This window comes from Eggerthella hominis (assembly GCF_014287365.1).
In the GTDB taxonomy this organism is placed as follows: domain Bacteria; phylum Actinomycetota; class Coriobacteriia; order Coriobacteriales; family Eggerthellaceae; genus Eggerthella; species Eggerthella guodeyinii.
The window spans coordinates 308,187-320,961 of sequence record NZ_JACOOA010000003.1 but is presented as its reverse complement, the minus strand read 5'-3'; the positions used below and the strand labels follow the sequence as shown (position 1 = coordinate 320,961).

Genomic DNA, 12,775 nt, shown 5'->3' with positions numbered 1-12,775 from the left:
CGTGCGCGACGGGTGCGCGCGCAAGCGGCCACGGTACAATGGGTAATGGAGGGAATACCGGCACGAAAGGGGCATCATGAAACTTTCCGCACGCAACACGCTCAAGGGCACCGTCACCGCCATCCATCCGGGCGCGGTGAACGCCATCGTCATCCTCGAGCTGGACGGGGGCCAGCTGATCACGTCGACGATCTCGATGGGCTCGCTCAAGGATCTCGATCTGGAAGTGGGCCAAGAGGCGTACGCCATCGTCAAGGCGTCGTCGGTCATCATCGGCGTCGACGACTAGCGAGCACCGCGAGGATGCGCCCCGCGTCGGATCGGCGTCGGATCGGCGCGGGATCGGCGTTAGCGGCTCCCGATCCGCAAGGACAAGGAGCCGGAACCAAGTAGCCAAACCGCCGAAGCGATTCGAGAGCCGTGGGGAGCAACCAGCTCCCTGCGGCTCGCCTTTACCTTACGAGCAGACGCCTCAAAAGCAAGCGCGAACGCGATCTTCCGCCTGTCCAGACGCCCGGTTCGGGCAGCTGGACGACGCTGCGTCAGTACACGTTGTGGATGACCTCGGCGGACCCGAGGAGATTCCCCACGGGCAGCGCGGAGCCGTCGTCGAGCACCACCGTGCCGTCGAAGCGCCCGAACACCTGGTGCTGGTCCGAGCGGATCAGCTTGAAATCCATCCAGTCCACGCGGTCGAGCAGCGGGGTGAACACGAGGTCGAGCCGCCCCTCGTCGTCGGTCATGTGCCAAGGCTGCATGAGCTGGTAGCGGTCGGCCGTCTTCTTCGCGTGCGCGCCGCCCGTCTTCTCGGGGATGCCGAAGTCGACGCGGTGGAGCTTGTGCGCCACGCCGTCGACGAACACCATGTTCTCGGAGGCGGCCGACGTGTCGCCGAACCCGTACCCCAGATTGAGCCCGAAGCGGCGGCCTCCTTGCCACCCCTGCGCCACGGCCCAGTACCAGGTGTTGTCGCGCGTCCACACGCCGCGCCCCCAGTCGAGCAAGCCGAACGAGTTCTCCGGACAGAACCCGTGCACGAGCAGGCCTTTCTTGAAGCTGCCGCGCGCCTGCATGGCCACGATCTTCTGGTTGTAGTAGAACGCGAGCGGGTCTTCGGCCCACGGCGTGCTGATCACCATCGAGTCGCGCGGCTCCTCGTCGAGCACGGCCTCGAACGTCAGGTCGTCGTTATCGTCGAAGTTCGCGAACCACACCTTGAGGCGGCGCTGCCCCTCGGCGACTTCGAAGCGGAACGACACGCGGTTGTTCTCGAACGCGGTGACGCCTTCCGCCGAGGACGCGGGCAGCTTGAAGCGGCCGAGCGGAAACGGCGCGATGACGCTCGCCGTATGGGATGTGGCCTGGGCGAAGTCCATCACCGAAGCCGAGATGAGCCCGACGTAGCCCATGTCGCCCACGGTGAGTGCCACGGCGAACTCGTCGTCGTTCACCAGGTAGTAGTCCCACTCCTTGATGCGGTACTTCGGCGCCTTGATGCGATCGCGGTCGTACGTGCGCACGAGCGACGTGGCCCATCCGCACTCGGCCAGCGCTCCGTCGAGGTGATGCAGCGGACCTTCGGTCAAACGCGTTTCGGACATGGTTCTCATCGCCTCCTCGCTCACGATTGCTCCTCTTTCCCGATGCGCAGCGCCCGCGCCATGCGCTTGCGGAAGCTCGACTTCTGCTTCTGCTTGGGGGCCGGCTTGGGTTTGGGCTTGGGCTTCGGCTTCGCGGAGCCGTCGGCCCCCTGCGCCGCGGCCTCGTCGGCTTCCTTCTGCGCGTCTTCCAGCACTTGCTCGGCACGCTCGGGGGCGGCCGTGCGGGTCAGCGGGGCCACGGCGCGCAGCACCGCGTCGGTAGCGCGGCCGACGGTGCGGCTGTCGGCCATGCTGAACGAGATGGAGCCCGCGTAGCCCTGGGCGGTGATCTCGGAGAACGTGAGCTTCGGCTCCTTGACCACCTTGCCGACGGTGGCCGCCGCCTCGCCCGCCTCGTGCTCGATGGCCGTGGCCACCTCGTCGAGGTGCTGGCCCTCGGTGGTGACCACCACGGCCAGGCTCACCTGGTTCGTGGGCGGCAGATGCGTGAGGGCGGTCTTGCTGATGATGGAGTTGGGAATGAGCACTTCCTCGCCCGCGCTGTTGCGGATGGTGGTGTGGCGCCAGGTGATGTCCTTCACCACGCCCGTGGACGAGCCCACCTCGATGTTGTCGCCCGGCTTGATGATGCGCAGCAAGCTGACCTGCAGGCCGCCGATGAGGTTCGACAGCGTGTCCTGGAAGCCCAGCGAGATGGCGATGCCGCCGATGCCGAGCGCGGTGATGGCGGCGCTCACGTCAACGCGGAAGCAGGTGGACAGCATGATGCACACGCCGGTGATCCACACGGCCCCGCGGGCGATGTTGATGAAGATGGAGCTTGAGGGAAGGTCGCGCTCTTCGTTGATCTCGAGCACGCGACGAAGGAAACGCCTCGTCAGGCGCGCAACGATGGCCGTGATCGCAAGAATGACCACCGCCGAGACGGCCGTGGTCACCCAGTCGGTGCGCACAAGGGCGTCGATGTCGTTTTGAAGCTGTTCCATGCCGTTATCCTACCATGCCGACCATGCCGCCGCCAAGGGAAGGAGGGGGCACCTCACCACGACGGGGGCTTTTCAGGGAAGTCTTCGTGAGTTTCCCATAAAACGATGCGCCCGTGGGTTCGGGTAGCGGGAACGTCAATCAACCGTTGGTTGCGGGAGCCGCGCCACGGCAGATCGAAGGAATGCTGCGCCTGCACGAACGGGCCGTCCACCAGCACGTCGGTCTGGTCGAGCAGATCGCGCGCGGCCGCATCGGGGAAGCCGGCCTCCAGCTGCTCGTAGCGGTAGCCCGAGTACGTCCACACGTTCAATCCCCGCTCGCGCACGCGGCGCGCCAGCTGGGCGCACGCGGCCGCCTGCTCGAACGGCTCGCCGCCCGAGATGGTGACGCCCTGCACCAGCTTGTTGGCCGCGATGTCGGCTGCCACGTCCTCGATCGCGCGCACCGTGCCGCCCGCGCACGGCTGGCTGTCGGGGTTGTGGCACCCGGGGCACGCATGCGAGCAGCCCTGCACGAACACGGCGTAGCGCAGCCCCGGCCCATCGACGATGGAGTCCGGAGCCGTGCCGTAGAGGCGAATGGTGGTGGGTGGGGTCATGGGTACCTCGCATGCGCCCGAAGGGCGCATAATGATCGGACGGGTTGGCGCAGTAAGTCAGCGAGGGCGGCCGTGGTACTCGAGATCGTGGGGAGGGCGAGGGCGAAGCGTACTTCGGTACGCGAGTCCTCGGCCTCGCCGCGAGATCGGGTGCCACGGCCGCCCGCAGCATCGGCGCGTTCCGCCGGCCGTCAGGCCGGCGGAACGAACTACATCTGGTGCTTCACCCGATCGCCCTCTTCGGCGCGCTTGGCGTCGTTGAAGCGGTCGAGGGTGCCCACGAGGTAGCCGGTGATGCGGCGGATGCGCTCGAAGGACGAGCCGTGCTCGGCCTCGGTGCGGCCGCACTTGGGGCACACGTCGCCGATGATGCCGTTGTAGCCGCACACGGGGTCGCGGTCCACCGGGTGGTTCACCGAGCCGTAGCCGATGCCGCTGTCCTTCATGTGGCGGATGACGGCCTCGAACGCCTCGAGGTTCTCGGTGGGATCGCCGTCGAGCTCCACGTACGAGATGTGGCCCGCGTTCGTCAGCGCGTGATACGGCGCCTCGATCTCGATCTTGTCGAACGCGCTGATGTCGTAGTACACCGGCACGTGGAAGCCGTTCGTGTAGTAGTCGCGGTCGGTGACGCCCGGGATGGAGCCGTAGCGCTCGCGATCCATGCGCACGAAGCGGCCGGACAGGCCCTCGGCCGGCGTGGCGATGAGGCCGTAGTTCAGCCCGCGCTCCTGCGAGATGCGATCGAGGTACGAGCGCATGTGGCCGATGATCTCGAGGCCGAGGTTCTGCGACGCCTTCGACTCGCCATGGTGCTTGCCCGTCAGCGCCACGAGCGTCTCGGCCAGGCCGATGAAGCCCAGCGACAGCGTGCCGTGCTTCAGCACCTCGCGCTGCTCGTCGGTGGGCGCCAGCTTCTCGGAGTCGATCCACACGCCCTGGCCCATGAGGAACGGGGCGTTGTACACGTGCTTGCGGGCCTGGATCTCGAAGCGCTCGTCGAGCTGCCCCACCGCCAGCGCCAGCTTCGCGTCGAGCAGGTCGAAGAACAGGTCGAGGTCGCCCTTCGAGCGGATGGCCAGGCGCGGCAGGTTGATGGACGTGAAGCTGAGGTTGCCGCGGCCGGGCGCGATCTCGCGATCGGGATCGTACACGTTGCCCATGACGCGCGTGCGGCAACCCATGTAGGCGATCTCCGTCTCGGGCGTGCCTTTGTAGTACTGCGCGTTGAACGGCGCGTCGATGAAGCTGAAGTTCGGGAACAGGCGCTTCGCGGAGCAGTGCATGGCCAGCTTGAACAGGTCGTAGTTCGGGTCCTCGGGGTTGTAGTTCACGCCTTCCTTCACGCGGAATATCTGCACGGGGAAGATGGGCGTCTCGCCGGAGCCGAGGCCTTCCTCGGTGGCCAGCAGCATGTTCTTCACGACCATGCGTCCCTCGGGGGTGGTGTCCATGCCGTAGTTCACCGAGCTGAACGGCGTCTGCGCGCCGGCGCGGCTGTGCATGGTGTTCAGGTTGTGCACGAGCGCCTCCATGGCCTGGAACGTCGTGCGGTCGGTGTCGCCCATGGCGTTCTTGGCCGCGTAGGCCACGGCCTTGTCGGCGGCCTCCTCGGTGGCGCCGGCCTCCACGAGCGCCGCGCGCACGGCGGCCTCGAAGCCCTCGTCCATCGTCAGGCTCGCCCAGACGCCCGTCTCGGCCTCGATGCGCGCAAGGGTGTCCTGCGCGAACGCGCGGGCATCCTCCACGGCCTCGCCGACCAGCAGGTCCACGGCCTCGGCCAGGTGCTTCTTGTACAGGCGGCGGTACGTCTTGCGCACGCCCTCGGCCAGACCGTAGTCGAAGTCGCAGATGGCCTGTCCGCCGTGCTGGTCGTTCTGGTTGCTCTGGATGGCGATGCAGGCCAGCGCCGCGTAGCTGGCGATGTCGTTCGGCTCGCGCAGCACGCCGTGGCCCGTGGAGAAGCCGCCCTTGAACAGCTTCTTCAGCTCGATCTGGCAGCACGTGGTGGTCAGCGTGTAGAAGTCCATGTCGTGGATGTGGATATCGCCCTCGCGATGGGCGCGCGCGAACTTCGGGTCGATGACGCACATCTCGTAGAACTGCTTGGCCGACTCGGAGCCGTACTTGAGCATGGTGCCCATGGCGGTGTCGGCGTCGATGTTGGCGTTCTCGCGCTTCATATCGGAGTCCGACGCCTTGGAGAACGTGATGTCCTTGAGCGTCTGGATGAGGCGGCTGTTCACGTCGCGCGAGCGGCTGCGCTCGGCGCGGTACAGGATGTAGGACTTGGCCGTCTGCACGAAGCCGGACTCGATGAGCGTCTCCTCCACGAGATCCTGCACGCCCTCGACCGACGGCGTGCCCTCGATGGCGCCCTCTTCGAGCTTGTCCACCACGCGCTGCGCGATATCCTCGGCCGCCGCGCGATCCTGCATGGCGCCGCACGCCTGAAACGCGCGCTCCACCGCCTCGGCGATCTTGTCCTGCTTGAATTCCACCGTTCGGCCGTCGCGCTTCATGATGGTCGTGACCATGCTTCGAGTCCTCTCTTCGTGCTTCTTCTCGGTTCGTCGTTTTACCGTGGCGAGCTGTGGTTTCGCCCGGTTTGTGCGCAGGGTTTCCACACGATCTGCGCCCTGTTTTCCACAATATGTAGTGGTGGTTTGTGTTCGGAAAGTGAACATATAGTACCTGCGTCGGATGCGACGCGCAAGGGGGTAAAGCGCGGAAACGCCAGGCTCACACATAACGCGAGCCGCGATTCACATTTATTCCACGGAGCGCGCACGACGGCGAAACCGAGTCGTTACGCGCCGGCGAACGCGCTATTGGACGGTGCCGTACACCTGCCCCCACGCGTGCCCGCCGATGGCCGAGTTCAACTGATCGCACAGCCGCTGGCGCGTGTAGTTCCCGGGCGGCAGCAGGCACACGATCTCGGTGAGATCGGCGGGCAGGTCGGCGGCCTCGGCCGCCACGACGATGTCGAGCCGGCGCAGCTTCTCCTTCGGGCCCAGCCCGAGGTACAGCGAGTCGACCACGTCTTGCAGCGCGCCGTAGTGCGGGCTGCGGACCACGTTCGATGAGGCCATGCTACTCCTCCACGTCCGGGCGCACGACGTCGAAGCCCTCGCTGGCCGCCGCGAGCGCGCCCGCGTAGGCCGGCGTGGCCGCGCCGACGGCACGCAGGAACTGGGCCCCGGCCGCGCGCAGCTGCGTGGCGGCGGCCACCAGCGCGTCGGGGCAGAAGTACGGGTTCTCGGGCGTGGCGTCGCCCTGCTTCGGGTTGTGCTCGCGCACGATCAGCTGGGCGAGCACGGGCAGCCGGCCCGCCCCGCTCGCGCGGCGGGCGAACGTCGCGGCGGCCTCGAGGGGCGCCGCGGTGGCGAAGCCGGCCACGCTCGCCTCGTAGTCCACCATGACGGCGAGCGCGTCCTCGAACGCGTGGCGGCCGTCGGGCAGCATGCCGTCGGCGTCGACGTCCACCGACGCGAACACCGGCGCGCCGCTGACCTGGCGCACGCCCATGAGCGCGCACTTGAGGTCGGCCGGGCTGGCGAACCCGTTGAGGAAGAACGCGTCGAACTCCTGGCCGTCGCAGGCGCGGGCGGCGCGGGCGTACTGGTCGCGGTTCTCGTTGAGCGACGACTTGCTGGCAGGATCGAGGGGCAGCCCGCAGGGGCCGACCTCCACGAGCAGGTGCTGGGGCTTCAGCTCGCGCGCCACCGCGAGGCCCGTGCGCACGATCTCGACCGCGCGATCCTCCATGCCGCGATGCGCCAGGCGCGCCGGCGTGATGCTGGCCGTGTTCGCCACGAGGCACTGCGCGCCCGCCACCTTGTTGAGGCGCAGCGCGTCGCGCACCGCCTCCGGCTCGACGAGGTTGGCGAATTCGAGATCGTGCTCGACGTCGAACCCCTGGCGGGCCAGCACCGCGGCCACCGGCGAAGACAGCACGAGCATATCCTTATGAAAGCGCAGAGCGATATCGGGCATGGAAGCATCCTTTCGTCAGGCTTCCCATGATACCAAAAAGCTCCGCGCGCGAACGGTACGGTCGGGCCGGCGGACGGAAGGGGGCGCGACGTTCACCGATGCTTCGCCGCCGTTTCACAGGACGAACATGAGTCGATCACGTGTTCTTCAAGGCTTACTTTTATACTGGGTCCTGCAAACGAAAGATTCCCCTCCTTTCAGTTTGTACTGCTTTTCCCCTTACAAAGCAGTGGCGGCACTTCGGTGCCGCACATCCCCCTCCTTGTGGCCCGGTGGAGCTCCCCTCTCCCCGGGCCGATCTGTTTCTTGGGGACGCTCGGCGACGCGGCGACGACCCGTCCCAGACCCCCGTTAACGAACCGTTACTCAGGAGCGTTCCGTTTCACAAAACGCGCACGCCCACGTCATACGATGTGCGCGAACGTCTCGTATACTGGGTTTTGTGAACGAAAGGCTCCCCTCCTTTCAGTTTGCCTCTGCTTTACCCCCTTAGAAGCAGAGCGATGCGCAAGCGTCGCATCATCCCCCTCCTTGTGGCCCGGTGGAGCTCCCCTCTCCCCGGGCCGATCTGTTTCTTGGGGCCGCGCACGCCGCTGCGCGCGCCTCCCTCCTCCACCCGCCCCCCTCCGTCCCCGCTCCCATCGCGCCGCGCCGCGGCAGCCCGTATGTTTCACGTGAAACATTTGTTCGCTCGCGAAATCGGGTATACTGGCCCTGGGAGACGAAGGGGATGATCGGGGATGAATCTTCACCAGCTTGAGTGGTTCTGCCATGCGTACGACACGCGCTCGTTCGCCAAGGCGGCCGAGCGTGCGTTCGTTTCGCGCCAGGCGTTCGGCAAAGCGATCAAGAGCCTGGAGGGCGAGCTGGGCGCCGCGCTGTTCGAGCGCGATGCCGCCGGCGTCGAGCCGACGGAGTTCGCGCGGCTGCTGTACCCGAAGGCGAGAACCTGCATCGGCGACTATCGCAGCATGCTGCAAGCGCGCGACGACTACCTCGCCAACCAGCGCCAGCACCTGCGCCTCGCATTCGCGTACGGGGTGGCCACGGCCCTTCCCGAGGATTTCCTCGAGCGCCTCGAGGACGCGAACCCGCACGCCGAGCACCACGTGGAGAAGCATTCCGTCGCTCATTGCCTCGAGCTGCTGGAGGGTGGCGAGGTCGACTTCGTCATCTGCTCGGGCGCGCCGCGCGACCGCAACCTGCTTCGCATCCCGCTCATCGGCTATCCCACGTACGTCGCCGTCGCCCGCGATCTGGTCGCATTCCCCCTCGAAGGCTGCACGCTCGAGGACCTCCAATCGCTCACGTTCCTCACGCTGGGCGACGACCTGCCCGAAGATCGGGCGCTCGCGGCGCTGTTCGCATCGCACGGCATGACGCTGCGCGCCAACCACCAGTACAAGGACTACGACGTGATCCTCAGGGAGGTCAAGCGCGGGCACGGGGCCAGCATCGTTCCGGAAAACTGCCTGGACCAGGTCGCCGAAGACCATGTGGCGCTCATCCCCTTCCCCGACGAGTCGTTCTGCTGGCAGCTCGACTTCCTGTACCTCGACCGCTCCTATTCCGACATCGAGCAGCGCACGATCGACTTCATGCGCGCGCATGCCCAACTCGCACGTCCGGGTGCACCGAGAAGGCGCATCCCCTAAACCCGTCGATTCTTCACGCCGCCCCGCAACCTTGGTTGAATGGAGGAGTCCGAACAGGACGAATCGCACGTACCAAGGAAAGGGGAATCATGGGAACCGAAGTATCACGCCGTTCGTTTCTGAAGGGAGCCGTGCTCAGCGCGGTGGGAGCGACCGTCGCCGGAAGCGGGCTCGCCGGCTGCGCGCCCAAAACGGAAGGAACCGCGGCCGCAGCGGGAGGCGATGCCGTCGCATCGGGTGCCGCAGGCAACCTCACGCCGCAAACCGCGCTCGCGCAGCTCAACCCGCAGGACTACGACTACACGGCCAACTCCATCACCGACTGGGAGGGCACCACGCTGTTCAGCGACTGGTCGTTCGGCCCGCTCACCCTGCACAACCGCATGGTGAAATCGGCAGCGGGCTCGGCGTACCTGCCCTTCTGGACCACCGAGATGACCATCGCGGAATACACGCACTGGGCGAAGGGCGGCGTCGAGCTCATGTGGGTGGAGGACTACGCCAGCCTGCTCGAGCACTACCCCGCCTCCTACAAGGTGCGCACGCGCGAGAACGCCGACCTCGCGCAAGTCGCGGACGCCATCCACGAGGCCGGCAGCTATTGCGGCTATCAGCTGTCGCTCATGGGCGCCTCGTTCAGCGGATTCGACGCCACCACCGCAGCCCAGTTCGAATGCGCGAACGCCCACGACCTCACGCTCGACGAAGTGCACCTCGTGCAGGCCGACTTCGTCGACGCGGCGAAGTTCTTGCAGGAACAGGGCTTCGACGCGGTTGAGATCAACGCCGCCGGCAACAACATCGGCCAGGCGTTCCTCTCGCGCAACCGCAACGAGCGCACCGACGAGTACGGCCCGCAGAGCTTCGAGAACCGCACGCGCTTCGTCAACGAGATCATCGAGGGCATCAAAGCGGCATGCGGCGCCGACTTCCCCGTGCAGGTGCTGATCAACGCCATCGAAGAGAACGACTACGACCTCGGCCAGAACGCCACGCTGACCACCGTGGAGGAGAACCTCCAGATGGCGAAGCTGTTGGAGAAGGCGGGCGCCGACAGCCTCCACGTGCGCCTCGGGCCCTTCAACAACCATCCTGCCGAGTTCGCCTCCGATATGTACTTCACCGGCTACGGGATCGACGGGGCCACCGGCTACGGCAACCAGTTCGACTTCTCGCGGCACTTCGAAGGCAAGCTCATCGCCAACCATTCGGGCTGCGGCATGCTGCTGGACGTCGCCCGGGAGTTCAAAGACGCCGTGAGCATCCCCGTGGGCACGGTCACCTACATGGACCCCGCCCATGCGCCCGACTTCTTCGAGCAGGCGCTCAAGGACGGCAAGGCCGACTTCTACCTGATGAACCGCCCGTTCATGGTGGATCCCGAGTACATCGTCAAGCTGCGCGAAAACCGCCTCGACGAGATCCGCCCCTGCAACCGCTGCCTGCATTGCCACTTCGACCTCGACGAGGACGGGGCGTTCTACGAGCACTGCCGCATGAACGCCGCGCACATGCGCGCCTACACCGAGCAGATGCCCGAAGGTCCCGACCTGCCCGCCGGCACCGGCAGCAAGAGCGTGATGGTGGTGGGCGGCGGCCCCGCCGGCATGGAGGCGGCGCGCGTGGCGGCGCTGCGCGGGTACGACGTCACGCTGTACGAGCGGAAGGGCAGCGTCGGCGGCCTGCTGGAGTTCGCCGCGAACGTGAAGGGCCCGCACGAGAACATCGCCCGCACGCGGGACTACCTCGCACGCCAGCTGGAAGTGGCCGGCGTCAAGGTGGTCACGGGCCAGGAGGTGGACGCCGACTTCGTGAAGCAGCAGAGCCCCGACGCCGTGGTGGTGGCCACGGGCGGCGTGCGCGACACCTTGGGATTGCAGAGCGCGGACGGCACGGACGTCGTCTCCATCGACGACTTCCTCATGGCCGACATCGGCCAGGAGGTCACCGTCGTCGGAGAGAACGCGCAAGCCGTCGACGTGGCGCTGCGCCTCGTCGCCGAGGGGAAGCACGTGACCATCGCCTCGCCGCTGCCGCTCACGGCCCTGGACAAAGGCCAGTCGGACCACATCAAGGGCTTCGTCATCCCCATGCTGTACACCCGCGGCACGCGCGTATGGCCCAACGCCTCGGTGAAATCGCTGGGCGGGGGCAGCATCACCATCAGCTGCGACACGGGCGTGGACATGACCTACCCGTGCGACACGGTCATCGAAGCGCTCGACATGCTGCCCGACACGAGCATCGCCGACGCGCTGTCCGGCATGGAGGTCTACTCCGTCGGCGACTGCGACAGGCCGTTCAACATCGCCGAAGCCATCGCGGCGGGGAACCTGGCAGCTCGCAAGATCTGACGGCCCCGCGCTTCGACGCCCTTCTCACGTGCGGCCCGGGGCCCCTCCCTCCCCTGGGCCGCACGCGCGCGATCGAACGCGCGCATTGTTTCACGTGAAACATTTGTTCTGATTGCTTCCGGGTGTATGATGATGATGAGCGGAATGCAGAGAGAAGCTGCGAAAAAAAAAAGGGGGGGGGCTCCATGGCGTACCTCAAAGACAAGGTGTCGCGTTTGCCGCTGCCCGTAGTGCCTGCCACGCTGGGACTGCTCGTGCTGAGCGGATTCTACGACACGCTGGGCTACCCGCTCATCCACTGGATCGCCGTTATCGTGGCCACGCTCGTGGCGCTAGCGTACTGTTTGAAGATCGCGTTCCACCTCAGAAGCGTCGTCGCGGCCGAGTACGCGAACCCCATGCTGGCGGCGCTGTACCCCACGGTGCCCATGCTCATCATGGTGCTGTGCGTGTTCTACGCGCAGCTCGTTCCCGCGCTGTGGACGGCGGCCGAGGTGGTGTTCTTCACGATGCTCGGCGTGCTGGTGGTGCACGTCGCGGTGTTCTTCGTCCGCTTCTTCCTGCGGCGCTTCGAATGGAAGACGTTCATGCCCAGCTGGTACGTCACCACGAACGGCGTGATGGTGTCCACCGTGGCCGGCATGCAGTTCATGCCCGAGCCGCTGGCGGCGGGCATCGTGGTGTGGGGCATCGTCATCTACGTGGCGGTGACGCCGTTCATGCTGTGGCGCATGAAGCGCTGCGAGGTCGCCGAGGCCATGATGCACTCGCAGGCCATCATGCTGGGGCCGTGCAGCATGTGCCTCGTGTCGTACGTCAACGCCTTCGCCGAGCCGAACCTCGTCGTGCTGGCGCTGCTGTTCGCCTGCGTCGTGGTGTCGCTGGGCTACGTGATCGTGAAGCTGCCGAAGTTCTTCAGCGTGCAGTTCCATCCCGGCTACGCGGGCATGACGTTTCCCATGGCCGTAGGGCTGCTGGCCACGAACGGCTTCGCAACGGCCTTCGCCGATGCGGGTTACGCCGACGTCGCCTGGGTCGCCCAGCAGATCGACGGCGTGCAGCTGCTGCTGACCACCACCATCGTGGCCGTGGTGTCCGCACGCTTCCTCGGCATGCTCGCGGCAGGCTTGCAGCGCGACCGCGCCGACGGCACGCTGGCGCCCGAGCATATGGCCGCGCTGCAGGCCGTGCGGGCGTACCTGCGCCGCGGATCGGGTGCGATCGAGGACCCCGCCGCCGCGGAGGAGTTCGTGCCCGTGGCCGCCGGCATCGACTGCACGATCGACTGCGACGAAGGCGCGGGCGCATCCGCGTAGGCCTGGCCTGTCAAGGGGCGAACGGGTTTTTCCCTATGTTTTTGCCTCATGTTTACCTATCTGTTACTTTCGAGGCCCCCAATTCACAAAACGTGCACGTGTACGTCATATGATATTCAATGTCAACTTTTATAATGGCTTCAGCAAACGAAAGGCTCCCCTCCTTTCCAGTTTGCATCTGCTTACCCCTTAAAGCAGAGTCGGTACCCAATAGGTACCGCATCATCCCCTCCTTGTGGCCCGGTGGAGCTCCCCTCTCCCCGGG

The 12,775-nt window shown here is 66.3% G+C and carries 10 protein-coding genes; 4 read left to right on the top strand and 6 right to left on the bottom strand.

What is annotated here, in order from left to right:
• Nucleotides 1-76: 76 nt before the first annotated feature.
• Nucleotides 77-289, top strand: a complete 213-nt coding sequence (locus H8S61_RS08910; RefSeq protein WP_154333021.1) for a TOBE domain-containing protein — start codon at nucleotides 77-79, stop codon at nucleotides 287-289.
• Between the two features lie 253 nt (nucleotides 290-542).
• On the opposite strand, the gene H8S61_RS08905 is transcribed toward H8S61_RS08910, so the two are convergent.
• The 6 genes from H8S61_RS08905 to H8S61_RS08880 all read right to left on the bottom strand — a co-directional run bounded on the left by H8S61_RS08905 (nucleotide 543) and on the right by H8S61_RS08880 (nucleotide 7,185).
• Nucleotides 543-1,601, bottom strand: a complete 1,059-nt coding sequence (locus H8S61_RS08905; protein ID WP_255466537.1) for a DUF2804 domain-containing protein — start codon at nucleotides 1,599-1,601, stop codon at nucleotides 543-545.
• Between the two features lie 20 nt (nucleotides 1,602-1,621).
• Complete coding sequence (locus H8S61_RS08900) at nucleotides 1,622-2,587, bottom strand: mechanosensitive ion channel family protein (protein WP_160941238.1); 966 nt, start codon at nucleotides 2,585-2,587, stop codon at nucleotides 1,622-1,624.
• Between the two features lie 53 nt (nucleotides 2,588-2,640).
• Nucleotides 2,641-3,186 carry an anaerobic ribonucleoside-triphosphate reductase activating protein gene (gene nrdG, locus H8S61_RS08895; RefSeq protein ID WP_160941239.1) on the bottom strand — a complete coding sequence of 182 codons (546 nt, stop codon included), beginning with the start codon at nucleotides 3,184-3,186 and terminating at the stop codon, nucleotides 2,641-2,643.
• A 209-nt stretch (nucleotides 3,187-3,395) separates the two neighbouring features.
• Nucleotides 3,396-5,723, bottom strand: a complete 2,328-nt coding sequence (locus H8S61_RS08890; protein WP_160941240.1) for an anaerobic ribonucleoside triphosphate reductase — start codon at nucleotides 5,721-5,723, stop codon at nucleotides 3,396-3,398.
• Between the two features lie 291 nt (nucleotides 5,724-6,014).
• Nucleotides 6,015-6,281: a hypothetical protein gene (locus H8S61_RS08885; RefSeq protein WP_160941241.1), complete on the bottom strand. Its 267-nt coding sequence runs from the start codon at nucleotides 6,279-6,281 to the stop codon at nucleotides 6,015-6,017.
• A gap of 1 nt (nucleotide 6,282) precedes the next feature.
• Nucleotides 6,283-7,185 carry a homocysteine S-methyltransferase family protein gene (locus H8S61_RS08880; protein WP_160941242.1) on the bottom strand — a complete coding sequence of 301 codons (903 nt, stop codon included), beginning with the start codon at nucleotides 7,183-7,185 and terminating at the stop codon, nucleotides 6,283-6,285.
• A 740-nt stretch (nucleotides 7,186-7,925) separates the two neighbouring features.
• Between H8S61_RS08880 and H8S61_RS08875 the strand changes: the two genes are divergently transcribed.
• From H8S61_RS08875 to H8S61_RS08865, 3 genes are all read left to right on the top strand, one after another.
• Nucleotides 7,926-8,840, top strand: a complete 915-nt coding sequence (locus H8S61_RS08875) for a LysR family transcriptional regulator (protein ID WP_186938731.1) — start codon at nucleotides 7,926-7,928, stop codon at nucleotides 8,838-8,840.
• Nucleotides 8,841-8,929: 89 nt separating this feature from the next.
• A complete protein-coding gene (locus H8S61_RS08870; RefSeq protein ID WP_186938730.1) occupies nucleotides 8,930-11,194 on the top strand; it encodes an oxidoreductase in 2,265 nt (754 codons plus the stop codon).
• A gap of 185 nt (nucleotides 11,195-11,379) precedes the next feature.
• Nucleotides 11,380-12,510, top strand: coding sequence for a TDT family transporter (locus H8S61_RS08865; protein ID WP_186938729.1), 1,131 nt, complete (start codon nucleotides 11,380-11,382; stop codon nucleotides 12,508-12,510).
• Nucleotides 12,511-12,775: the final 265 nt, after the last annotated feature.

Bases quoted from the DNA above. Each gene is read 5' to 3' on its own strand.
- nrdG (WP_160941239.1), bottom strand. From the start codon at position 3,186: ATGACCCCACCCACCACCATTCGCCTCTACGGCACGGCTCCGGACTCC.
- H8S61_RS08905 (WP_255466537.1), bottom strand. From the start codon at position 1,601: ATGTCCGAAACGCGTTTGACCGAAGGTCCGCTGCATCACCTCGACGGA.
- H8S61_RS08910 (WP_154333021.1), top strand. From the start codon at position 77: ATGAAACTTTCCGCACGCAACACGCTCAAGGGCACCGTCACCGCCATC.
- H8S61_RS08870 (WP_186938730.1), top strand. From the start codon at position 8,930: ATGGGAACCGAAGTATCACGCCGTTCGTTTCTGAAGGGAGCCGTGCTC.
- H8S61_RS08900 (WP_160941238.1), bottom strand. From the start codon at position 2,587: ATGGAACAGCTTCAAAACGACATCGACGCCCTTGTGCGCACCGACTGG.
- H8S61_RS08875 (WP_186938731.1), top strand. From the start codon at position 7,926: ATGAATCTTCACCAGCTTGAGTGGTTCTGCCATGCGTACGACACGCGC.
- H8S61_RS08880 (WP_160941242.1), bottom strand. From the start codon at position 7,185: ATGCCCGATATCGCTCTGCGCTTTCATAAGGATATGCTCGTGCTGTCT.
- H8S61_RS08865 (WP_186938729.1), top strand. From the start codon at position 11,380: ATGGCGTACCTCAAAGACAAGGTGTCGCGTTTGCCGCTGCCCGTAGTG.
- H8S61_RS08885 (WP_160941241.1), bottom strand. From the start codon at position 6,281: ATGGCCTCATCGAACGTGGTCCGCAGCCCGCACTACGGCGCGCTGCAA.
- H8S61_RS08890 (WP_160941240.1), bottom strand. From the start codon at position 5,723: ATGGTCACGACCATCATGAAGCGCGACGGCCGAACGGTGGAATTCAAG.